Genomic DNA, 22022 nt, shown 5'->3' on the forward strand with positions numbered 1-22022 from the left:
ACAGCCCCTGGCAGTCACCCGTCAGAATGCGTAGTTCACGCCGACGCCCGCATAGTGGAAGCGGTCGTTTTTGCCTTCGTCGTGATTTTCCCATTCGTACGCGTATTCCAGCGTCATGGACAACCCATTCGTAAAATCGTACGCGTAGAGCATACCCAGGCGGTTAAAATCATGCCCTTCGCGGTCAGGATCGTCCTGCCAGTCCCAGTTCGACCAGCGATCCAGACCAATTCGGGTATACGGCGTCAGCGTGGTGTTCCCTAACGAAATCGGTAAATAAGCTCGAATTTCCTGCGTCGAGAATTCACCGTTATTCCGGCCGCCGTCCATATTAAACCCGCGCTCTAAATAGTAGTTCGCTTTAGCCGAAAAGGTTTCGTTAATGGTCCAGGTAAATCCGGTTTCGGTTTCGACACGACTGTCGGAATAACCGGTTTTTTCAAGATCGTTGGCAAACTGATACATCGCAAACCAGCCGCTAAAACGCCAGTCATCGCTAAGTTTCAGATCCCAGTCTGGCTGAATTTTATAGCGCTGCATATTGGCGGTGCCGTCTTTCGCGCCGTGTTCATCTTTAAAATGGTAGCCATAATTGCGGATGCCACCGGTCAAACCGAGGGTGAAATCGTCGCTGCCGATAATACGATAGCGCAGCTCAAATTCCGGGCGATCAAAATAGGTCCCGCGTGTCATGCTGCTGTAATCCACCGGACCTTCCTGATACATGGCCAGTGAAATAGTCCATGCGTCCCAGGTGGCATTAAACCAGACGGAAGGCTCATATAATCCATCTTTATCTTCGCCCTGCCCTTCGACGTTTTCAATCTCATACATAGCACCTATATTAAAATGCCATTTTTCTTGATTGTCAGCCGCCTGGGCGCACGTTACCCCTGCGCATAATAAAAGCGCAGCACTTCTGTGTAGAGTACTCATTTGTATATTCCTTTATAAAATAACGACTAAAAAAGCCGGAAAGAAAATTCCCGGCAACGAAATCTTTTTATCTCAGCGCTATTTCGCTATCAGCGTCGAAGAAGTGACATTTATCCATTTCAAACTGAATGGCCAGGTTATCCCCGGCGCGGTAATCGTTGACCGCGCCGGCGCGCAGAACCAGCTCATGTCCACCCACTGTGGCGTAGAGCATAAACTCAGCGCCGGTGAGTTCTGCCACGCTGACTTTGGCTGTGATATCCATGGAGATGCCTGATGAAGTGAGAATGTCTTCGGGCCGGATGCCAAAGACCACCGCCTTGCGCTGATATCCCATCGCATTCAGCACAGCCAGTTTCGTTTCAGGGATCTCCAGACGCAGCGTTTCAGTGACGAAATAACGGCCATCAATTGCCCCGCGAATAAAATTCATGGCCGGTGATCCGATAAAACCGGCAACAAACATATTGGCCGGTTCGTTATAGACTTGCTTCGGTGCGCCCACCTGCTGAATATAACCGTCCTTGAGAATCACAATTCTCGTCGCCATGGTCATGGCTTCCGTTTGATCGTGAGTCACGTAAATCATGGTGGTGTTCAGTTTCTGGTGCAGCTTGCTGATCTCTGCACGCATCTGCACACGCAGCTTGGCATCGAGGTTGGACAGGGGTTCGTCCATCAGGAACACGCCCGCCTCGCGCACAATCGCCCTTCCGAGTGCCACACGCTGGCGCTGGCCACCGGATAACGCCCCGGGTTTTCGCTTCAGATAATCACGCAGCCCCAAAATTTGCGCCGCCCAGCTGACCCTTTCCTCAATGACCGCTGGCGCTATTTTTTGCATCTTCAGACCAAACGCCATGTTGTCGTAGACGGTCATATGCGGATACAGGGCGTAGTTCTGGAACACCATTGCGATATCGCGCGATTTGGCCGGAACATCGTTCATCCGCACCCCATCGATAAACAGCTCACCCGCGCTGATCTCCTCCAGCCCGGCAATCATGCGCAAAGTCGTCGATTTGCCACAGCCCGACGGACCGACAAAGACGATAAACTCTTTATCTACGATTTCGAGGCTGAAATCCTTCACCACATGAACCTGGTTGTCGTAGATTTTTTGAATATGTTTAAGCGATAGCTGAGCCATTATGCCCCCTTAAGTGATGCCTGTTCTGGCCGCGCATGGCCTGCCAGAAATCGGATAAACGCGGCCAGGACAGTTCTTCCGTGGAAGAAAGTGTTAAATCCGCGCCGGATAACTCGCCGCCGATCCCAACCGACAGCATGCCTGCGGCATTGATCGCCTTAATACCCGCCTGCGCATCTTCAATCCCAATCGCCTGCTCCGGTGTGACGCCTAATCCTGCGCAGGCCGCCAGGAAAATGTCAGGATGCGGTTTCGAGAGCTGAATGCGCGATGCGTCGGCGCAAAAATCGAAAGCGTTGGCGATACCCAGTGCCTGGAGGATCGTGGGCGCGTTAAGGGAGACCGACGCCAGCCCGATGCGCACCTTGTTCGCACGGATTTCCGCCAGTAGCTGCGCAATACCCGGCAGAAGTGAATCGCGGGTTAACCCCTTAAGCGATTCGATGTACAGCGCATTTTTGGCCTGCGCCAGTTGCTCGCGCTCTTTCTGGCTGAACGCCTCTTCCATTCCACCGTGGCGCAAAATACGGGCGAGTGACTCCATCCGACTAATACCCTTCAGCCCGGCATTGAACGCCTCGTCAATCGGGATGCCTATCTCTGACGCCACGCTCTGCCAGGCCAGAAAGTGCAGATGCGCCGTGTCGGTAATCACCCCGTCTAAATCGAAAATCACCGCCTTAAACATTGTTGCCGCCCTCCGTGGTAGCGGTCCCAAATTCAGGTAAATTAACAGTACGCGTTTCATGGGCTAAAAGGTGGTGTGCTTTCCCCCAAAGCGTCACTGCAATCGGCGCGCTGGAACGCAGCGTCACTGATGCGCCCTCAACCAGAATATCAAGGCGTGCACCGCGCCACTGAAGAGAGAATTGCAGTCGCTGCCAGTGTGCCGGTAGTTGCGGCGTCAGATGCAGTTCGCCATCAATAATCTGCATCCCTGCAAAGCCCTGAACGACACCCGACCAGATTGCCCCCGTTGCGGCAGCGTGGATCCCATCGTCGCAACTGTGAGGATCGTCACCCAGATCAATCGCCGCACCCGCTCGCCAGAACGCATAGGCGCGGGCAGTATCACCGCAGCGAGCAGCCACAATGCCGTGAATCGACTGACTCAATGAGGAGTCGTGGATCGTGCGCGGCTCGTAAAAGGCCAGATTCGCCGCACATTGTTTGCGGTCGAACTTATCTGGCAACAGATAGTTGAGCATCACCACGTCAGCCTGCTTGAGGATCTGCATTTCATTGACCTCCGCGCGGGAGTAATCCAGCAGAATGGTTTGCTTACCGGCCTGCGCTTTGTAACGGCGAAGATCTATCGCAGGTTTCGCCATAAAGGTGTCATCCTGCGGGATAACCCCCTGCGCATCAGCGGAAGGCAGCCACAGCCGTGCCAGGAATTTCTGCGCCGCTTCTGTAAACGCATCGTCCTGCCGATTAAAGTGTTCCATCAGCGCCAGGGCATCATGGACGTTTTGCCAGGCCATATAGTTGCTAAAGGCATTGTTGTTCACATGCTCGGTATACTCGTCCGGGCCGATAACGTCGTGGATCTCAAGCCGGCCATTCACGTCTGTGGCCCGGGAGATCCAGAACGACGCGGTTTCCATGAGCAGCGCCAGCCCCTCACTGCGCATGAAGTCGCTGTCGCGCGTCGCTTGCCAGTAGGCCACGACGGCCCAGGCGATATCGGCGACGATATGGTGCTCCGCCAGCGCCGACGCCACTTTTTGTCGCAGGCCGGTGCGAATATTGATGGCCGCGAATTCAGGCGTCTCTTCCTGTCCGCTGTCTGCGCTCTCCCACGGAAACAGCGCTCCCGCCCAGCCGTTGCGCTGTGCTTTCTCACGGGCTCCGGCAAGGTTCAGCCAGCGATAACGCAGCAAGCTGCGGGCCGTTTGCGGCCGCGTAAAGAGGTGGAACGGTAACAGGAAGATCTCAGTGTCCCAGAAAACGTGGCCTTTATAGCCTTCGCCGGTCAGCCCTTTCGCCGCGATACTGCAACGCTCGTTGTGCGCAGGCGTCATGGTCGTCAAATGCCAGACCGCGTAGTCGAGGGCGAGCTGATCCTGAGGATCGTCGGACTGCACGCTAACGCGGCTGGTTTGCCAGTGCGTGTCCCAGGCAAGTGCAGACTGTTCCAGCAATGCGTCGTACCCCTGCTCCGCGCAAAGTTTTAGCTCGGCCAGGCTTTTTTGTGCAAAGGCAGACTGCTCAAGTGCTTTATCGTGGCGATGGGTTATCCAGACGATTTTCTCCAGCGTAACTTTCTGCCCCTCTTCTGCCTCCAGCGTATGGTGGCAGTTCAGACGCCGGTTTTTGGCGGTAAAACAGTTTTCACTCGGGGTATCCAGCTGACAGCTCGCGGAGATCACGACGTCAGTCGAGCGATCCTGAGTTTCATACACGCCTTGCATGAAATGCTGATCAAACACCTGAACAGAGGTTTCATCCAGATGCTGTCGACCGCTGTTGGTTTGCGTCGCGTCGATTCCCGTCGAGAAGCTGATGTGCGCAGCGCCGTCCAGGGGAGTGACGGAAAATTGCAGCGCCACCAATGGCAGCTGATCCAGTGAGACAAAGCGGCGGCTGTCGATGCGAAAGCGTTTTCCCCTGGTTGAACGCCAGACCAGGCTGCGACGTAGCTCGCCGTTAGAGAACGCTAACTCACGCTCCCAGCAGAGAAGCTCACCTGCCAGTAGCGAAAAATGCTCGCCGTCCAGCTGCAGTTCAATCCCCATCACATCGGGGAGGTTCACCAATTCCTTCGTTTCGTTGCGCCCTGCGCGGTGGTAAACCCCCGCCAGATACATGCCGCGCGTTTGCTGTGTATAGTCCTCTTCATGGCTGGCGCGAATGCCCATATAGCCATTACCACAGGCCATGATCGACGCGTACTTGTTCAGACTGTGCGGGCTGAACGTGGGTTCTGAAAGACGAGAGAGGTTCAGCATAATTCCACGCTCTCCCGTTTTTCTGCCGATTCATAGAGCGCCTCCACGAGCTGCTGGATCACCAGCCCCTGCTCGGCATCGGCAATCATGACCGGCTCGCCCAGCACATGGCGCACAAATGCTTCCATGCTGCGTAAATGGCGCTGATCGTCCGCGTCGTCGCGGCTTAAAATCGTCTGTAGCTCGCCCCCCACGTCGTCATAAATATGCGCCGGGAATAATGTCGCGCCCGCTTTTTCACCGCAAAATGAGACGTTCATGATCGATTTCTCGCGGATGTTAAGGGCAAACGACGTATCGAGACGTAAGATCCCCCCGTTGCAAAACTCAATAGTGCCAAACAGCGCATCTTCAACGGTGTAGCCTTTGGGGTCCCATTCACCAAACTGCCCGCAATGCTTAGTGGTGCCCAGCTTTTGAAAACTGTGTGCTGTCACGCGTTTCACCGCCGGGAACCCCAACACGTACATCGCCACATCGAGCATATGGATGCCGATATCAATCAACGGCCCACCGCCTTGTAGCGACTTATTGGTAAAAGCACCCCAGCCGGGAACACCGCAACGACGTAACGCCTGCGCGCTGGTGACATAAATCTCGCCAAAGGTGCCGTTTTGGACCGCTTCACGCAGCAGCTGCGCATCCAGCGCGAAACGATGGTGAAAATCGTATGCCAGCACTTTTCCAGCATGCCGGGCCGCCAGACGCATCTCGTCTGCCTGCGCAGGGGTCATAGCGGGTGGCTTTTCGCACATCACGTGGCAACCCGCCTCCAGCGCCGCCATCACATGTTCATAGTGAAAACGATTCGGCGAGCAAACGCTCACGATGTCAGGCTTTGCCTCCTGCAACATCAACCTCGCGTCCTGATACACACCTGCGATAGCGTGGCGCTCAGCAAATGCCTGCGCCTGATCCAGGCGGCTGTCCATGACAGCCACCATCTGCAGATCGCTGCGCGTGGCGTAATACGAGGCATGCACTTTGTCTGCAACCTGCCCGGCACCAAGGATGGCGACGCGCAGAGGCAAAGGTGTAGAAGCACTCATCACGCTCGTCATCCTCAGCAGTCACGTAAATAGTTGAGCGAAGCCTGATAGGCTTTGGCCGGATCCTCCGCGCGCACGCGGCACTCATATACAACGTAGCCTTGATAATCATCGGCGCGGAGCTGATCAAACAGCGCAGCAAAATCGAGCGTGCCGCTGCCAGGCTGATAACGGTGATTGTCGGCGATATGGACATGCCCGAGCCTGTCACGATTATCGTGGAGTGCGCCGGTCAGCGAATCCTCTTCGATATTCATATGGTAGAAATCGCCGATAATCTGCACGTGCTTGAGCGCATTTTCTTCGATATAGCGACGCGCATCCGCCAGCGTGTTGATCATGTGATCCTGATAGCGGTTCAACGGCTCAAGGTAAACGAGGGTTCCGGTACGCGCCGCTACGTCATCTAACCAGCGCAAGGAGGCACTGACCGCTTTGCGATCGCCCGCCAGACTGCGCGGCGAGGTCATCGGCGGCAGTCGGAAGGTAAACATTCCCCAGGCTGCAGGCACGATGATGCCCTTTCCACCCACGTCGCTCAGCGCTTCAAGAATACGTTCGATTTGCTGCAAACCGTTCAGACGGCGCTCTTCGATAAAATCACCGATCCATCCGTCATAGCCGCCACAGGCGGTGGTCACTGGCAGCCCGGTCGCTTTTATGGCGGCTTTCACTTCCGCCAAATTATCAACCAAAAGCTTGCCGTCAATTTCATAGCCATCAAACCCCATTGCCTTGATGTACTGGAATTTTTCAAGAATATCGGTCGGGAAAAAGGCCTGATTTTGTGTTGCAATTTTCATCTTTTGTTCTCGCTTGCTTAAAAAGTCACGCCCATTTTGATGCTCAGTTCCGGATGCTTATCGACATACGTCATGTAGCTTTCCGCACTGGTTTCGAAGCTCACGATCGGATCGATCAGATCGTCGCAGTTGAGGTAGCCATTCATCAGCAGCTCCCAGCAGGTTTCTTCGATGCGTTTACGGTTCCAGCGCGGGTATTCCGGATTCGGCTCGCTGCAGGCGCGTGAGAAGACGATCTTCGCGTTATTGAAATGCGCTTCGCGGCCCAGGTTGAATCCTTCGGCAAAGGGTTTCGCGAATGCGACATAAGAGAGGGTTCCGCCGTAAGCCAGTCCGCGCAGTGCGGATTGCAACGCATCGGCGAAGCCGCTGGTTTCGATAATGATGTCGGCACCCTGCTTTCCGGTGAGCTGTTTAATCTCCAGCCCAACGTCATTGCCGATCGGATTGATGCAGAAATCCGCGCCGTGACGACGGGCGATGTCGCAGCGGTGGTCGATAGGGTCAACGCCAATCACAATGGACGCACCCGCTTTTTTTGCCAGCTGGATAGCGATCTGCCCGATGGCACCTAACCCTACCACCACCACAAAATCTCCGACGCGAACGTTAGCATCACGTACCCCGCTCATGGCGAACTGTGCCGGGTCATAGCAGACGGCGTTTTTCCAGGATGCGCCTTGCGGCATTTTACGTAGCTTGTAGTTGTTAACGGCGTTGACGATTACCGTCTCCTGAAGCGGCCCGTAGCAGCAAACGGAATCCCCGATCTGGTAATCCGTGACCTCTGAGCCGCATTCGATGATGTCGCCAACAATCATGTTGCCCAGCTGGAATTTACCGAACTCAATACCGCGCGCAGCACCCTCGGCACGCGGTGTGAAGAGTTGCCACTCAGCATTGAACTCTTCGTCAATAAAGGGGCTTGCGGCCCGGAAATCGACCACTTCTGTTCCGTGCTTTGGCGCGCCGTAACGGGCGCGAATTTTGACTTCATTTGCCGCCACAGGGCGATCTTCGTACTGGACCAGCGCGGCTACGCGCGGCGCTGTCGCAACTAATTTTTTCATGACTACTCCTTGTTAAAAACAGGCCGCCTCAGCCCTTTACGCCACCGGCGGTCAAACCACTTTTTATGAAACGTTCAGAAAGCGCATACATCACAACCACCGGCAATGCCGTCACCAGGGACGCGGCCATCATGCGGCCCCAGATATAGTCCGGCGTACTGAAGAGCGTGTTCAGCCCGACCGGCAATGTGAAGTTGCTGGCGCTTGAGAGGAAAATCGATGCAAACAGGTAGTCGTTCCAGGCCACCATGAAGCAATAGACAAACACCGAGACCAAGCCGGAGATGGCAAGCGGGACGGTGATACGGAAGATAATTTGCAGACGGTTTAGCCCATCCATCATCGCCGCTTCTTCAATTTCGTCCGGTATGGTGTCGAAATAGCTTCTGAGCATGAAAACAGCCGTCGGTAGCGTCTGAGTCACCATTGTGATGATCAGCGCCAGTTCGGTGTCGTAAATGCCGAGCGCGGTAATAATTTTGAACAGCGGCACCACCAGTAAAATCCCTGAGAACATATAGACGCTATAGAAGCTGGCATTGATAGTGGCCCGCCCTTTAAAGCGAAGTTTCGACAGCGCGTAGGCCCCGAGTGTCCCCAGGAATACCGCAATAACCGACGAACTCAGGGAGACCAGCAAACTGTTCCTGAAATAGTTCACAAACGGGAAAATCAGCGGGTTAAAGATGTCGATGTAGTGCTGCAACGTCCATGCCTGCGGCAGGATCGTCGGATGCAGAGAAATCGCCTCTTTCGCACTTTTGAACGAGGTCATGAGCATCACGAAGAACGGAAACAGCGTGATGAGCAGAAACAGCGCCAGTCCGACGTAAAATCCGACGCGACTGAGGGTGCGTTTACTTGTTGCCATTGAGGTTTACCCTTTTTCTGGTCAGCAGGATGACGGCGAAAATAATCACAAACAGCACCACTGAGATGGCGGCCGCTTTCCCCAGATCGTTAAAAGCAAACGCCGTTTTGTAGAGATAGACGCCGAGAATATCGACCTTAGTGGTGAGCAGATAAACGTCCGCGAACATATAGAACATCCAGATGGTCCGCAGTGTCAGCACGGTTGCCAGCACCGGCATGATCGCGGGAAGCGTCACGATCCGAAAACGCTGCCAGCCGTTCGCACCATCCATCTCTGCCGCCTCGTACAGTGATTTATCGATGGTCTGCAAAATCGCCAAAAACGAGATAAATGCGTACGGGAAGTAGCGCCAGATGGCGAACAACACCACCAGCACAAAGCTGCTGCCGGGGTTGTCAAACCACAGCGGCGCCTGGTCGTACAGGTGCAGCACATCAACGCCCAGATAGTTCACGATGCCGTAGCCGTTGTTGAACATGTATTTCCATGCAAACACCAGCGAGATGGACGGTGTGACGTACGAGAGGATCACCAGTGAACGCGCCGTTTTACGCAGGCGAAACTCGCGATTGAAGAAAATCGCCACGGCCAGACCCAGGCCAGTGCTGCCAAGCACCACCAGCGCCGTATACCAGAAGGTCATCCACAATGAGTGCCAGAACGCGGAATCCCCCAGAATCCGGATATAATTCTCCAGACCGACAAAGGTGGCGCTGATACGCGGATTCAGCGGCAGGCGTAAAAAACTGATTTCGATATTCGAAATCATCGGCCAGGCTACCAGGCCCCCCAGCAATATCAGGCTGGGGGCCAACAGCAGCATGGCGAAAGGCAGATCGGAACGGCCAGTAAACAACCTCTTCATAATTCCCTTCGCGGTGCGCTCCTATCGTTGTGAAATCAGATCGGCCAGACGCTTCTGGCTATCGTTTAACGTGGTGGAGAGATCTTTCTTCCCGACCGTCACGTCATGCACCATCGAACTGATCACACCCGAACCGGTGACGTCGCCCATACGCGTAAAGTTTTTGTCGCCGACAGCACCAAAGACCTGCACGTTGGGGAACTGGGCTATCAGCTCATACGGAAGCTGACCAAACGCCTGTATGACGTTGTTGTTTTTCCACGACGCGGTATCCACCACCCGTTTGTTGACCGGCAGCGCCGCACCCGGCGACATCATCACCCAGTCGGCTGCGTTTTGAGCCTGCTCCATCCAGGTGACGAAGGTTTCTGCCGCTTTGGTTTCTTCCTCGGTTTGCCCGTTGGTGATGGTCAGTGATGTCACCATGCCGTAAACCGCCGAGGATTTTTCCGTCGGCACAACAAACCCGAGATCGGCCGGATTGCCATCTTTAAATACCGCAGGAAGGATGTAGGTGGAGTAGATCGCCATTGGCGCGGAGCCGTTCATAAAGGCGTCTTTAATTTCCATCACATCGTTGGAGCCCGGCATGGTGGTTGCCGCCAGATCGCGATAGAACGCCAGCGCTTTCGCCATCTCTGGCGTATTGATGACCACATTCCCTTTCGCATCGAAGACGTTCGCACCACCCGACAGCGCAAACTGAGAGAATGCCTGTTCGGTCATGACACTTTCCGCCGTCGGTAAGGCGATACCGTACTGTTTTTTCTCAGGGTGATTCAGGGTCTGACTGGCTTTGAGCAGTTGCTCCCAGGTCGCAGGCTCCTGAATCCCCGCAGCGGCCAGCACCGATTTGTGGTACCAGACGCCGGAAAGCCACGCGCTAACCGGAACACCTGTCCACGCCTTACCGTCTTCCGTGCGCACCACGCGCAGAATGCCGTCGTAGAACGTGTTTTCACCGACAGCGCCAATCGCGGCGCTGATGGCATCGCGGTCGAGCAGCTGTTCTTTGTCCATCACTTTGGCGTAGTCGTGACTGACTTCTATCACCTCAGGCAAAGCGCCTGTACGGGCCAATGTAATCACCTTGGTGTTATAGGCATCCTCTTCCACCGGAACCTGTTTTACCTTGATGGACGGGTTGTCTTTCTCGAAGCGTTCAATAAGTTGAGTGATTACCGCCTGGCGCTCCTGCTCCACCGACGAGTGCATGAATTCAATGGCGACTACTTTATTGTTGTCATCCCGACAGCCTGACAACAGGGCGCACGAAACCAGTGCTGATAACAGCACAATTTTAGGCATCTTCATTTTTATCGTCCTTTTAGATTTCTTTAATCCACATAACCTGCCACGGATTAAGGGTTACAGAATCTCCGTTAACAGGCATTCCCGTAAGTAATTCCACCCCAGAGTGAATTCCCGAGGAAATAATTTTCGCATGTTCATTAAAGTTAAACAGCGCCGCGATCCGCTCACCATTATCTGCGACACGAATGATTCTAAGAACATGCTGATTCGGTGCGTCATAAAATGCTGTGCTGTCAGGATGAAACGCTTTTTGCTGGCGGCGCAGTGAAAGCATATTTTTTAATGCAGTATAAATTTTGCATCTAAGACTACTATGACATTCCAGCTCGTTATCAATTTCACCCTCGTGATATTTCCGCCGATTTATCGCCCGATTATAACCCTGCCGCTCAACGTTATCATAATCGTTACGAGAGCCAATAATGCTTTGAATATAAATTGCGGGCACGCCTGGAAAACTTAATAACACGGCATGAGCCAGAAGGAATCGGGCAATACGTTCGTCATCTGAACTGTCTTGTCGACTTAATGCATCCAGATAAGTCACATTAATTTCATAGGGGCTGCGGCTGCCGTCCGGATTATTTTTCCAGTTTACCAGCGCGCCTTCATGCTGGAGTTTTTCGACCAGTGCCAGAATATCGCTCTCAGGAATAATCCCGCGCACCGGGTTCAGGCCAATACCGTCGTGGGAGGCGAGGAAGTTAAACCAGGTGGTCTTCGATGAAGGCAGCGTCAGCTGCTGCGCCCACTGGCATAGGGCCTCAACGTTTTGGCTATGCACGCTGTGAAGCACCAGCGGCGGCAGTGAAAACTGATAGACCATCTGCGCTTCGTTTGTGCCATCGCCGAAGTAAGAAATGTTGTCTTTATGGGGGACATTGGTTTCAGTGATAATGACCGTACCGGGCGCAACTTCTTCGGTGATCGCGCGGAACAGCTGAATCAGGCGGTGAGTTTGCTCCAGATGAATACAGGTCGTTCCTGGAATTTTCCACATAAACCCGACCGCATCCAGGCGGATGTAATCGGCACCTTCAGCCAGATACTTCAGTAGCACATCGACCATGGCGATAAGGACCTGCGGGCTGGCAAAGTTGAGGTCAACCTGGTCTTCGCTGAAGGTTGTCCACAGGTGGCGCACCGTGCCCTCTGCCATTGTGAACGGTGTTAACAGCGGCAGTGCGCGCGGACGGGTAACGGCTGATAAATCCGTTGCCGGGTCTACGGCGATAAAAAATTCTTCAAAGCCGGGGACCTGGTTTAAATAATTGTTGAACCACTCACTTTTGGCTGACATATGGTTGCAGACAAAATCAAACATCAGATTCGTTGATTTTTTTAACTCAGCCACATCGCCCCACTCACCTGTTTCTGGTGCCACACGGTGATAATCGACGACCGAGAATCCATCGTCCGAAGACCACGGATAAAAAGGCAAAAGATGGACGTGAGAAAATGAATCAGACAGCCAGCGATTATAAAATCGCGTGAAGACAGGCAGCGCTTTTTCGTTGCGATTTTGAAACTGATCGGCATAGGTAATTAATACCACATCCTTTTCATCCCAGTTCGCCTTACGCTGATGACTAATAACCTTTCGCGCGTTTCCTATCTTTTCCTGAAGAATACTAAAATCCTTATGAGAAAAAGAATCGCCATAAATAAGATTAATTAAATGCGTTATTTTATTGTTCACGTTGATTTCCATGGTAGCGGTCCCACGGAAAGCAATCTACTCCCCATAAAAATTTCTGTCAACGAACCTCAGGGATCAAAAGTGCAAATAAAAAGCGGCTCTGCTCATTAATGTGAGCTAACGCAAAGAAAGGATGAAACAATGATAATGATATTCAAAACGGGGCTGATGCCCTCTCTCGCGATGAGAGAAGGCATTTAATGAAGGGGAGCGTCAGGAAAAATAACGGCGGGAAAAACGGCCTGCGACCTTCTTGAGCAGCGGCTCCAGTGCCACGGCCAGTAACATTCTGATCGGTTTCCGGGCAACAGATTTCACCGCCCAACCCGCCACACCTGCCGGGCCATAACGTAGCGCGGTCAGTAAAACGAATTTGCCTGCAATTTTAAGGCCCGGTTTCATTTTCTGACCGGCCTGCTGCCAGTTGCGATTCATATTTTTATCTCTCTGTTAAAGCTGACGAAAACGACTTCTCAGCGTAAACGTGTCGGACGTGACATAACGTTCCATTTCGCGCAGACGCTTCTCGCCGGAGGCCAGTTCGGCGTCCACCGAGTCGAGCAAATCGCTGCTGGTCGGCGCATCTTCCGATGACATGGCGCTGTCCGGCATCGGATCGAGCACGAAGGACAAAATGATGTACGCCACCAGGGTAAAGAATGCCAGACCAAAGAAGATCGACAGCACGGTGACCACACGCACCAGTTTCACTGGCACATCCAGATAGCGCGCCAGCCCGGCGCACACGCCGCGCACCATCCCCTGCTGGGGGATGCGCCACAGTTTTTTATTTAAATTCAGTCCGCCCATTAATTCTCCCTCCAGTTTGGATGTTCAGCGTCCAGAATGGATTCGAGCGCCTGGATGCGTTCACGCATTTTTTTCGCGTCATCGGTGAGCTGCAACAGCCGTTGCTGCTCGCTTTGCGAGAGCTCGCCCCGGGAAGAGCGGTTGCTGTAGTGCAGCCATAACCAGATCGGCAGAACGAAAAGCACGAAAATGGTCAGGGGAATAGCCAGAAACAGCGCACTCATAGGGTCTCCTTGTCTTACGATGCGTTGCGGCACGCGGAAGTGCCGCATTCATTATTATTGGTTGTCTTGCTTCATTTTGGCTTTCAGCACCGCAAGTTGCTCGCTGATTTCGTCATCCGCTTTCAAATCGGCAAACTGCTGATCCAGCGTTTTCTGTTTGCCAAAGCTGTGGCTCTCGGCCTCGGCTTCCATATGGTCGATGCGGCGTTCAAAAGATTCGAAACGCGCCATCGCCTCATCCAGTTTACCGCTATCCAGCTGACGGCGAACGTCGCGGGATGAGCTGGCCGCCTGGTGGCGCAGCGTCAGAGCCTGCTGGCGAGCACGTGTTTCGCTGAGTTTGTTTTCCAGCTCCGCGATCTCTTTTTTCATGCGGGTGAGCGTTTCATCCACCAGCGTAATTTCATGCTCCAGCGTCGCGACGATGTCGGTCAGCTTTTGTTTTTCGATCAGCGCCGAACGGGCCAGATCGTCTTTATCTTTACGCAGCGCCAGTTCCGCTTTTTCCTGCCACTCGCTCTGTTGTGCGGTAGCCTGCTCGATACGACGTGACAGCTGTTTCTTTTCAGCCAGCGCACGCGCAGAGGTGGAACGGACTTCAACCAGCGTGTCTTCCATTTCCTGAATCATCAGACGCACCAGCTTCTGCGGGTCTTCCGCTTTCTCCAGCAGCGAGTTGATGTTGGCGTTCACGATGTCGGCAAAACGAGAAAAAATACCCATAATTCAATCCTCACATTTCTGTTATCGGGCGATGCCCTGCTGATGAGCTAATACAATTCCCGTGCCAAGTTTTTATCTTATTGATTTATATGATTGTGGTTGATTTTACACCACGGACATCCTACTCTCACCTGGTGAATATCGCTAACGAGTGGTTAATTTCATCATGGCTGATTACAAAGACAATTTACTGGGCGAAGCGAACAGTTTTCTTGAGGTGCTGGAGCAGGTTTCGCGCCTGGCCCCGCTCAATAAACCGGTACTGATTATCGGTGAGCGCGGCACCGGAAAGGAGCTTATCGCCAACCGTCTGCATTATCTGTCCGGGCGATGGGACGGGCCGTTTATCTCCTTAAACTGCGCGGCGCTGAACGAGAATTTGCTGGATACAGAGCTGTTCGGCCATGAGGCGGGGGCCTTTACCGGCGCGCAAAAACGCCATCCCGGACGTTTTGAGCGTGCAGACGGCGGGACATTGTTTCTTGATGAACTGGCTACCGCCCCGATGCTGGTGCAGGAAAAACTGCTGCGCGTGATTGAGTACGGCGAGCTGGAGCGCGTGGGCGGCAGCCAGCCATTGCAGGTGAATGTGCGCCTGGTGTGCGCCACCAATGCCAATTTGCCGGAAATGGTGGCGGAGGAGAAATTCCGCGCGGATCTTCTCGATCGTCTGGCCTTTGACGTGGTGCAGCTCCCGCCCCTGCGCGAGCGCCGCAGCGATATCATGCTGCTGGCCGAGCAGTTCGCCATTCAGATGTGCCGCGAGCTTGGAATGCCGCTGTTCCCCGGCTTTAGCGATTACGCGCGGGAAACGCTGCTGGACTACCGCTGGCCGGGCAATATTCGTGAGCTGAAAAACGTGGTGGAGCGTTCCGTGTATCGCCACGCCAGCAGTGAGACTGAGCTGGATAACATTATTATCGATCCCTTTTACCGCGCCGCGCCGACAAAGCCAGAACCGACGCCGCATGCCGATACCCCTTCTCTGCCGCTCGATTTGCGCCAGTTTCAGCACAAACAGGAACACCAGTTGCTCGAACTGAGCCTGAAAGAGGCAAAATATAACCAGAAGCAGGCAGCCGAACTGCTGGGTCTGACCTACCATCAATTAAGGGCATTGCTCAAGAAGCATCAAATGCGCTGACATTATCGGCACTTACCTGCAGACATTTTTACGAATCAGGGGTAAGTGCGATACACTTTGCAGATCGAATCTTAAAACCCTGAAAATTATGCGTCTGGTTTTATCGTCCCTGATTGCACTCGGTCTGTTTAGCCGCCTGGTCTTTGCTGCGCCCGAACAGACTGCGCTTCCTGATATTCGCGACAGTGGTTTTGTCTATTGCGTGAACGGGCAAGTCGACACCCTGAACCCACAAAAAGCAGGCAGCGGCCTGATTGTCGACACCCTCGCCGCACAGCTTTACGATCGCCTGCTCGATGTTGACCCTTACACCTACCGCCTGGTGCCGGAGCTTGCCGAGAGCTGGGAAGTGCTTGATAACGGCGCAACCTACCGTTTCCATCTGCGCGACGATGTGGCGTTTCAGTCGACGCCGTGGTTTAAACCGACCCGTAAGCTGAACGCCGATGATGTGGTGTTTACCTTCCAGCGTATTTTTAACCGCAATCACCCGTGGCATAACGTCAACGGCGGCAGTTTCCCCTATTTCGACAGCCTGCAGTTTGCCGATACGGTTAAAGACGTGCGTAAGCTGGACAGCCGGACGGTGGAGTTTCGTCTGGTGCGCCCTGACGCCTCTTTCTTATGGCACCTGGCTACCCACTATGCGTCGGTCATGTCGGCGGAGTACGCCGATAAGCTGACAAAAGTGGATCATCAGGAGCTGCTCGACCGCCAGCCGGTCGGAACCGGTCCGTTCCAGATGGCGGAATACCGGGCTGGTCAGTATATTCGGTTACAACGTCACGAACACTTCTGGCGCGGCACGCCGCTGATGCCGCAGGTGGTGGTCGATCTCGGCTCCGGCGGGACGGGCAGATTGTCCAAGCTGCTGACCGGCGAATGCGATGTGCTCGCGTGGCCTGCCGCCAGCCAGCTGACGATACTGCGCGACGATCCGCGCTTACGTCTGACCCTGCGCCCCGGTATGAACATCGCTTATCTGGCCTTTAATACCGACAAGCCGCCGCTGAATAACCCCGCCGTGCGTCATGCCCTCGCACTGGCGATCAATAACCAACGCCTGATGCAGTCTATTTATTACGGTACCGCTGAAACGGCGGCGTCGATTCTGCCGCGTGCGTCCTGGGCCTATGACAACGAAGCGAAAATTACCGAATACGATCCGGCTAAAGCGCGCGAGCAGCTCAAAGCGCTGGGCGCGACCAACCTCACGTTGCAGCTTTGGGTCCCGACCAGTTCACAGGCGTGGAACCCGAGTCCATTAAAAACGGCGGAATTGATCCAGGCGGATATGGCTCAGATCGGCGTGAAAGTGGTGATAGTCCCCGTCGAAGGCCGCTTCCAGGAGGCGCGTCTGATGGATATGAATCACGATCTGACGCTCTCTGGCTGGTCGACGGACAGTAACGATCCCGACAGTTTCTTCCGCCCGCTGCTGAGCTGTGCCGCTATTCGTTCCCAGACCAACTACGCTCACTGGTGTAACCGTGAATTTGATACGGTGCTGCAAAAAGCGTTGTCGTCCCAGCAACTGGCCTCGCGTATTGAGGCTTACGACGAAGCGCAAAACATCCTGGCCCGCGAACTGCCGGTGTTACCGCTGGCCTCTTCTCTGCGATTGCAGGCCTATCGCTATGATATTAAAGGTCTGGTGCTCAGCCCATTCGGCAACGCTTCGTTCGCAGGCGTGTCGCGTGAGAAACAAGATGAGGTGAAAAAACCATGATTATTTTTACCTTACGCCGTCTGTTGCTGCTGGCAGTGACGCTGTTTTTTCTGACCTTTATCGGCTTTAGCCTGAGCTATTTCACGCCCCATGCCCCGCTGCAGGGATCGTCCTTCTGGGATGCCTGGATGTTCTGGTTTAACGGCGTTTTGCACTGGGACTTTGGTGTCTCCAGCATTAACGGCCAGCTGATCTCTGAGCAGCTGAAAGAGGTGTTCCCGGCGACCATGGAGCTGTGCATTCTGGCTTTTGGTTTTGCCCTGCTGGTGGGCATTCCGGTGGGGATGCTGGCGGGAATCACTCGCAATAAATGGCAGGATAAGCTGATCAGCGCCCTCGCGCTGCTTGGCTTCTCGATTCCGGTGTTCTGGCTGGCGCTATTGCTGACGCTGTTCTTCTCTCTGACCCTGGGCTGGCTGCCGGTCTCGGGTCGCTTTGATCTGCTGTACACCGTCAAAACCGTCACAGGATTTGCGATTATCGACGCCTGGCTTTCTGACTCCGTCTGGCGTCACGAAATGATCATCAGCACCCTGCGCCACATGGTGCTGCCGGTGCTGACGCTGGCGGTCGCGCCAACCACGGAAGTCATTCGCCTGATGCGCACCAGCACTATCGATGTGTTTGAGCAAAACTACGTGAAAGCAGCTGCCACTCGTGGCCTCTCTCGCCTGACGGTTTTACGTCGTCACGTCCTGCATAACGCCCTTCCGCCGGTCATTCCGCGCCTGGGGCTGCAATTCTCCACCATGCTGACCCTGGCGATGATTACCGAAATGGTGTTCAGTTGGCCGGGTCTGGGCCGCTGGATGATCAACGCCATTCGTCAGCAAGACTATGCGGCGATATCTGCCGGTGTGATGGTGATCGGTTCGTTGGTCATTATCGTGAACGTGATTTCTGACATTTTGGGTGCGATGGCCAACCCGCTGAAACATAAGGAATCGTATGCCTTACGATAGCGTATACCGGGAGAAGCGCACGCCCGGCGTAGTCCGTACCGTATGGCGCAAATTCTACGGCGACACCACAGCGATGATCGGTTTGTACGGCTGTGGCGGCCTGGCGCTGCTCTGTATTTTTGGCGGCTGGTTTGCCCCTTACGGGCTTGATCAGCAGTTCCTCGGCTATCAGTTGTTACCACCGTCGTGGTCGCGCTACGGCGAAGTGTCGTTCTTCCTGGGCACGGACGATTTAGGTCGCGATGTGCTGAGTCGCCTGTTAAGTGGCGCGGCCCCGACCGTCGGCGGCGCGTTCGTCGTCACGTTCGCCGCGACCTTCTTTGGCCTGGCGCTCGGGGTGTTTGCGGGCGCCACGCACGGCCTGCGTTCGGCGGTGCTGAACCATATTCTCGATACCCTGCTGTCGATCCCGTCTCTGCTGCTGGCGATTATCGTGGTGGCGTTCGCCGGGCCGCACCTGTCCCATGCGATGTTTGCCGTCTGGCTGGCGCTGCTGCCGCGCATGGTACGCTCGGTTTACAGCATGGTGCATGATGAGCTGGAAAAAGAGTACGTGGTGGCGGCGCGTCTAGACGGCGCCACTACGCTGAATATTTTGTGGTTCGCGGTGATGCCGAATATCGCCTCGGGGCTGGTGACCGAAATCACCCGCGCTCTGTCGATGGCCATTCTGGATATTGCCGCGCTCGGTTTTCTCGATCTCGGCGCGCAGCTGCCCTCGCCTGAATGGGGGGCAATGCTCGGCGATGCGCTCGAACTGATCTATGTCGCGCCGTGGACGGTGATGCTGCCCGGTGCCGCCATTATGGTGAGCGTGCTGCTGATCAACCTGCTGGGCGACGGTATTCGCCGCGCAATTAATGCGGGGGTGCAATAATGCCGTTACTTGATATCCGCAATCTGACCATTGAATTTAAGACCGGCGAAGGCTGGGTGAAAGCGGTCGACCGCATCAGTATTACCCTGGCCGAGGGTGAAATCCGTGGGCTGGTGGGCGAATCCGGTTCAGGTAAAAGCCTTATCGCAAAAGCGATCTGCGGTGTCGCCAAAGATAACTGGCGCGTGACCGCAGACCGTATGCGTTTTGACGATATCGATCTCCTGCGCCTGTCGCCTCGCGAACGGCGCAAGCTGGTGGGTCATAACGTGTCGATGATCTTCCAGGAACCGCAGTCGTGTCTCGACCCGTCGGAACGCGTCGGTAAACAGCTGATGCAGAATATCCCTGGCTGGACCTATAAAGGCCGCTGGTGGCAGCGTGTCGGCTGGCGTAAACGCCGCGCGATTGAGCTGCTGCACCGCGTGGGAATTAAAGACCATAAAGATGCGATGCGCAGTTTCCCTTACGAGCTGACGGACGGTGAGTGCCAGAAGGTAATGATTGCCATTGCGCTTGCCAATCAGCCGCGCCTGCTGATCGCCGATGAGCCGACCAACGCCATGGAGCCGACCACCCAGGCGCAGATTTTTCGCCTGCTGTCGCGTCTGAATCAGAACAACAACACCACCATTCTGCTCATCAGCCATGACCTGCAGATGCTGAGTAAATGGGCGGACAAGATCGACGTGATGTACTGCGGTCAGACGGTAGAAACGGCCATCAGTGAAGATTTGGTGACGACGCCGCACCATCCGTATACCCAGGCACTGATTCGCGCGATCCCGGATTTTGGCAGCGCGATGCCGCATAAAAGCCGACTGAATACCCTGCCGGGCGCTATCCCGCTGCTGGAGTCGCTGCCGATTGGCTGCCGACTTGGCCCTCGCTGCCCGTACGCCCAGCGCGAATGCATTGAAACGCCCCGCCTGACCGGCGCGAAAAACCATCTGTACGCCTGTCATTTCCCGCTGAACATGGAGAGAGAGTAAATGGTCGAAACGTTGCTGGAAGTTCGCAACCTGAGTAAGACCTTTCGCTATCGCACGGGGCTGTTTCATCGTCAAACTGTCGAAGCGGTGAAGCCTCTCAGCTTTACCCTGCGCGAGAAGCAGACGCTGGCGATTATCGGCGAAAACGGATCGGGGAAATCTACGCTCGCGAAGATGCTGGCGGGGATGGTCGAGCCGACGGCGGGTGATGTGCTGATCGACGACCATTTTCTGTCGTTTGGCGACTATTCGTTCCGCAGTCAGCGCATTCGTATGATTTTCCAGGACCCGTCGACGTCGCTCAATCCGCGTCAGCGTATCTCGCAGATTCTGGATTTCCCGCTGCGACTGAATACCGACCTGGAGCCAGAAGAGCGGCGTAAACGTATTATTGAAACGCTGCGCATGGTCGGCCTGCTGCCCGATCACGTCAGCTATTATCCGCACATGCTGGCACCGGGGCAGAAACAGCGTCTTGGGCTTGCGCGCGCGTTGATCCTGCGTCCGAAGGTGATTATCGCCGACGAAGCGCTGGCATCACTCGATATGTCGATGCGTTCACAGCTCATCAACCTGATGCTTGAATTGCAGGAGAAACAGGGTATTTCGTATATCTATGTGACCCAGCATTTAGGAATGATGAAACACATCAGCGACCAGGTGCTGGTGATGCATCAGGGTGAAGTGGTGGAGCGCGGAAGCACCGCCGATGTGCTGGCCTCCCCGCTGCACGACCTGACCAAGCGCCTGATTGCCGGGCATTTCGGTGAGGCGCTGACGGCTGATGCCTGGCGCAAGGATAAATGACACCGGCCATATAAAGTGGTCGGATTAACTCTGAACGCGACACGTGCTATTATCGCCGCGTTTTAACGACGATCGCCACGATGAGAGGGCGTTCGCCATAACAATGAATATAAGGATCTAAGCTATGGGTTTTCTTTCCGGTAAGCGCATTCTGGTGACTGGCGTTGCCAGCAAACTGTCCATCGCCTACGGCATTGCACAGGCTATGCACCGCGAAGGCGCTGAGCTGGCGTTCACCTACCAGAACGACAAGCTGAAAGGCCGCGTTGAAGAGTTCGCCGCGCAGCTGGGTTCCAGCATCATTCTGGAATGCGACGTTGCACAAGACGAAAGCATCGATGGCATGTTTGCTGAGCTTTCAAAAGTCTGGCCGAAATTCGACGGCTTCGTTCACTCAATCGGTTTTGCACCGGGCGATCAGCTGGACGGCGACTACGTGAATGCGGTAACCCGTGAAGGCTTCAAAATCGCTCACGACATCAGCTCTTACAGCTTTGTGGCGATGGCTAAATCCTGCCGCACCATGCTGAACCCAGGCTCCGCTCTGCTGACCCTGTCCTACCTGGGTGCTGAGCGCGCTATCCCTAACTACAACGTGATGGGCCTGGCGAAAGCCTCTCTGGAAGCTAACGTGCGCTACATGGCGAACGCGATGGGTCCTGAAGGCGTGCGTGTTAACGGTATCTCTGCTGGCCCAATCCGTACGCTGGCGGCATCCGGTATCAAAGATTTCCGTAAAATGCTGGCGCATTGCGAAGCGGTTACGCCGATTCGTCGTACCGTCACCATCGAAGACGTGGGTAACTCCGCAGCCTTCCTGTGCTCTGACCTCTCTGCGGGTATTTCCGGCGAAGTGGTTCACGTTGACGGCGGTTTCAACATCGCGGCAATGAACGAGCTGGAAATCAAATAAGTGTTTCACTCTCTTCCCGCACGGGAAGAGAGTTTTTCTCCCGCCAGAACCGCCCTTTTTCCCGTCGTTATTCCGTTCCGCTATTTGTTATCACCTAACAATATTTTTCGCACTGAAAGCCATGCGCCAG

Annotated in this window: 22 protein-coding genes; 7 read left to right on the forward strand and 15 right to left on the reverse strand. The window is 54.7% G+C overall.

Going from position 1 to position 22022, the window contains the following annotated elements:
* Positions 1 to 21 precede the first annotated feature (21 nt).
* From ABIE11_RS03525 to pspA, 15 genes are all read right to left on the reverse strand, one after another.
* Positions 22 to 936, reverse strand: a complete 915-nt coding sequence (locus ABIE11_RS03525) for an OmpG family monomeric porin (RefSeq protein ID WP_429183998.1) — start codon at positions 934 to 936, stop codon at positions 22 to 24.
* 67 nt (positions 937 to 1003) lie between these two features.
* A complete protein-coding gene (locus tag ABIE11_RS03530; protein ID WP_429183999.1) occupies positions 1004 to 2086 on the reverse strand; it encodes an ABC transporter ATP-binding protein in 1083 nt (360 codons plus the stop codon).
* Positions 2067 to 2774 carry a beta-phosphoglucomutase gene (pgmB, locus tag ABIE11_RS03535; RefSeq protein ID WP_429184000.1) on the reverse strand — a complete coding sequence of 236 codons (708 nt, stop codon included), beginning with the start codon at positions 2772 to 2774 and terminating at the stop codon, positions 2067 to 2069. Before pgmB ends, ABIE11_RS03530 begins: the two co-directional genes overlap by 20 nt.
* A complete protein-coding gene (locus ABIE11_RS03540; RefSeq protein ID WP_429184001.1) occupies positions 2767 to 5037 on the reverse strand; it encodes a glycoside hydrolase family 65 protein in 2271 nt (756 codons plus the stop codon). Before ABIE11_RS03540 ends, pgmB begins: the two co-directional genes overlap by 8 nt.
* A complete protein-coding gene (locus ABIE11_RS03545) occupies positions 5031 to 6089 on the reverse strand; it encodes a Gfo/Idh/MocA family protein (protein WP_429184002.1) in 1059 nt (352 codons plus the stop codon). The genes ABIE11_RS03540 and ABIE11_RS03545 overlap by 7 nt, the downstream gene beginning before the upstream one ends.
* A gap of 11 nt (positions 6090 to 6100) precedes the next feature.
* Complete coding sequence (locus tag ABIE11_RS03550; RefSeq protein WP_429184003.1) at positions 6101 to 6889, reverse strand: sugar phosphate isomerase/epimerase family protein; 789 nt, start codon at positions 6887 to 6889, stop codon at positions 6101 to 6103.
* 17 nt (positions 6890 to 6906) lie between these two features.
* Entirely contained in the window at positions 6907 to 7959 is a 1053-nt protein-coding gene (locus tag ABIE11_RS03555) for a zinc-dependent alcohol dehydrogenase (RefSeq protein WP_429184004.1), read from the reverse strand.
* Positions 7960 to 7987: 28 nt separating this feature from the next.
* Complete coding sequence (locus ABIE11_RS03560) at positions 7988 to 8830, reverse strand: carbohydrate ABC transporter permease (protein WP_107703464.1); 843 nt, start codon at positions 8828 to 8830, stop codon at positions 7988 to 7990.
* Entirely contained in the window at positions 8817 to 9698 is an 882-nt protein-coding gene (locus ABIE11_RS03565) for a carbohydrate ABC transporter permease (protein WP_429184005.1), read from the reverse strand. The genes ABIE11_RS03560 and ABIE11_RS03565 overlap by 14 nt, the downstream gene beginning before the upstream one ends.
* Positions 9699 to 9719: 21 nt before the next feature.
* Entirely contained in the window at positions 9720 to 11012 is a 1293-nt protein-coding gene (locus ABIE11_RS03570; protein WP_429184006.1) for an ABC transporter substrate-binding protein, read from the reverse strand.
* A gap of 13 nt (positions 11013 to 11025) precedes the next feature.
* A complete protein-coding gene (locus tag ABIE11_RS03575) occupies positions 11026 to 12723 on the reverse strand; it encodes a sugar phosphorylase (protein ID WP_429184007.1) in 1698 nt (565 codons plus the stop codon).
* Positions 12724 to 12924: 201 nt separating this feature from the next.
* Positions 12925 to 13146, reverse strand: coding sequence for a phage shock protein PspD (gene pspD, locus ABIE11_RS03580; protein ID WP_100779994.1), 222 nt, complete (start codon positions 13144 to 13146; stop codon positions 12925 to 12927).
* Positions 13147 to 13161: 15 nt separating this feature from the next.
* Entirely contained in the window at positions 13162 to 13521 is a 360-nt protein-coding gene (gene pspC, locus ABIE11_RS03585) for an envelope stress response membrane protein PspC (RefSeq protein WP_100779993.1), read from the reverse strand.
* Positions 13521 to 13745 carry an envelope stress response membrane protein PspB gene (pspB, locus tag ABIE11_RS03590; RefSeq protein ID WP_100779992.1) on the reverse strand — a complete coding sequence of 75 codons (225 nt, stop codon included), beginning with the start codon at positions 13743 to 13745 and terminating at the stop codon, positions 13521 to 13523. Before pspB ends, pspC begins: the two co-directional genes overlap by 1 nt.
* A gap of 54 nt (positions 13746 to 13799) precedes the next feature.
* Entirely contained in the window at positions 13800 to 14468 is a 669-nt protein-coding gene (gene pspA / locus ABIE11_RS03595) for a phage shock protein PspA (protein ID WP_107703462.1), read from the reverse strand.
* Between the two features lie 151 nt (positions 14469 to 14619).
* On the opposite strand from pspA, the gene pspF reads away from it, so the two are divergent.
* The 7 genes from pspF to fabI all read left to right on the forward strand — a co-directional run bounded on the left by pspF (position 14620) and on the right by fabI (position 21892).
* Complete coding sequence (gene pspF, locus ABIE11_RS03600; RefSeq protein ID WP_164971786.1) at positions 14620 to 15612, forward strand: phage shock protein operon transcriptional activator; 993 nt, start codon at positions 14620 to 14622, stop codon at positions 15610 to 15612.
* Between the two features lie 88 nt (positions 15613 to 15700).
* The gene (gene sapA / locus ABIE11_RS03605) at positions 15701 to 17341 is read left to right on the forward strand and encodes an ABC transporter substrate-binding protein SapA (RefSeq protein WP_100779989.1); all 1641 of its coding nucleotides are present in this window, start codon (positions 15701 to 15703) and stop codon (positions 17339 to 17341) included.
* Positions 17338 to 18303 (forward strand): putrescine export ABC transporter permease SapB, encoded by a 966-nt coding sequence (gene sapB / locus ABIE11_RS03610; RefSeq protein WP_102103837.1) that lies wholly within the window; start codon positions 17338 to 17340, stop codon positions 18301 to 18303. The genes sapA and sapB overlap by 4 nt, the downstream gene beginning before the upstream one ends.
* Positions 18290 to 19180 carry a putrescine export ABC transporter permease SapC gene (gene sapC, locus ABIE11_RS03615; RefSeq protein ID WP_100779987.1) on the forward strand — a complete coding sequence of 297 codons (891 nt, stop codon included), beginning with the start codon at positions 18290 to 18292 and terminating at the stop codon, positions 19178 to 19180. Before sapB ends, sapC begins: the two co-directional genes overlap by 14 nt.
* The gene (gene sapD / locus ABIE11_RS03620) at positions 19180 to 20172 is read left to right on the forward strand and encodes a peptide ABC transporter ATP-binding protein SapD (protein WP_102103838.1); all 993 of its coding nucleotides are present in this window, start codon (positions 19180 to 19182) and stop codon (positions 20170 to 20172) included. The genes sapC and sapD overlap by 1 nt, the downstream gene beginning before the upstream one ends.
* Complete coding sequence (gene sapF, locus ABIE11_RS03625) at positions 20173 to 20979, forward strand: putrescine export ABC transporter ATP-binding protein SapF (RefSeq protein WP_100779985.1); 807 nt, start codon at positions 20173 to 20175, stop codon at positions 20977 to 20979.
* A 124-nt stretch (positions 20980 to 21103) separates the two neighbouring features.
* Positions 21104 to 21892 (forward strand): enoyl-ACP reductase FabI, encoded by a 789-nt coding sequence (gene fabI, locus ABIE11_RS03630; protein ID WP_100779984.1) that lies wholly within the window; start codon positions 21104 to 21106, stop codon positions 21890 to 21892.
* Positions 21893 to 22022 lie beyond the last annotated feature (130 nt).

It is taken from the genome of Lelliottia sp. 489, from assembly GCF_050435885.1.
Taxonomy (GTDB): domain Bacteria; phylum Pseudomonadota; class Gammaproteobacteria; order Enterobacterales; family Enterobacteriaceae; genus Enterobacter; species Enterobacter nimipressuralis.

What these genes read in the sequence shown, in the direction of transcription:
- ABIE11_RS03550 (WP_429184003.1), bottom strand. Translation starts at nt 6,889, where the DNA reads ATGAAAATTGCAACACAAAATCAGGCCTTTTTCCCGACCGATATTCTT.
- pspA (WP_107703462.1), bottom strand. Translation starts at nt 14,468, where the DNA reads ATGGGTATTTTTTCTCGTTTTGCCGACATCGTGAACGCCAACATCAAC.
- pspB (WP_100779992.1), bottom strand. Translation starts at nt 13,745, where the DNA reads ATGAGTGCGCTGTTTCTGGCTATTCCCCTGACCATTTTCGTGCTTTTC.
- sapC (WP_100779987.1), top strand. Translation starts at nt 18,290, where the DNA reads ATGCCTTACGATAGCGTATACCGGGAGAAGCGCACGCCCGGCGTAGTC.
- pspC (WP_100779993.1), bottom strand. Translation starts at nt 13,521, where the DNA reads ATGGGCGGACTGAATTTAAATAAAAAACTGTGGCGCATCCCCCAGCAG.
- ABIE11_RS03555 (WP_429184004.1), bottom strand. Translation starts at nt 7,959, where the DNA reads ATGAAAAAATTAGTTGCGACAGCGCCGCGCGTAGCCGCGCTGGTCCAG.
- ABIE11_RS03525 (WP_429183998.1), bottom strand. Translation starts at nt 936, where the DNA reads ATGAGTACTCTACACAGAAGTGCTGCGCTTTTATTATGCGCAGGGGTA.
- ABIE11_RS03530 (WP_429183999.1), bottom strand. Translation starts at nt 2,086, where the DNA reads ATGGCTCAGCTATCGCTTAAACATATTCAAAAAATCTACGACAACCAG.
- pgmB (WP_429184000.1), bottom strand. Translation starts at nt 2,774, where the DNA reads ATGTTTAAGGCGGTGATTTTCGATTTAGACGGGGTGATTACCGACACG.
- sapA (WP_100779989.1), top strand. Translation starts at nt 15,701, where the DNA reads ATGCGTCTGGTTTTATCGTCCCTGATTGCACTCGGTCTGTTTAGCCGC.
- ABIE11_RS03575 (WP_429184007.1), bottom strand. Translation starts at nt 12,723, where the DNA reads ATGGAAATCAACGTGAACAATAAAATAACGCATTTAATTAATCTTATT.
- pspD (WP_100779994.1), bottom strand. Translation starts at nt 13,146, where the DNA reads ATGAATCGCAACTGGCAGCAGGCCGGTCAGAAAATGAAACCGGGCCTT.
- sapB (WP_102103837.1), top strand. Translation starts at nt 17,338, where the DNA reads ATGATTATTTTTACCTTACGCCGTCTGTTGCTGCTGGCAGTGACGCTG.
- ABIE11_RS03565 (WP_429184005.1), bottom strand. Translation starts at nt 9,698, where the DNA reads ATGAAGAGGTTGTTTACTGGCCGTTCCGATCTGCCTTTCGCCATGCTG.
- fabI (WP_100779984.1), top strand. Translation starts at nt 21,104, where the DNA reads ATGGGTTTTCTTTCCGGTAAGCGCATTCTGGTGACTGGCGTTGCCAGC.
- ABIE11_RS03570 (WP_429184006.1), bottom strand. Translation starts at nt 11,012, where the DNA reads ATGAAGATGCCTAAAATTGTGCTGTTATCAGCACTGGTTTCGTGCGCC.
- ABIE11_RS03560 (WP_107703464.1), bottom strand. Translation starts at nt 8,830, where the DNA reads ATGGCAACAAGTAAACGCACCCTCAGTCGCGTCGGATTTTACGTCGGA.
- sapD (WP_102103838.1), top strand. Translation starts at nt 19,180, where the DNA reads ATGCCGTTACTTGATATCCGCAATCTGACCATTGAATTTAAGACCGGC.
- sapF (WP_100779985.1), top strand. Translation starts at nt 20,173, where the DNA reads ATGGTCGAAACGTTGCTGGAAGTTCGCAACCTGAGTAAGACCTTTCGC.
- ABIE11_RS03540 (WP_429184001.1), bottom strand. Translation starts at nt 5,037, where the DNA reads ATGCTGAACCTCTCTCGTCTTTCAGAACCCACGTTCAGCCCGCACAGT.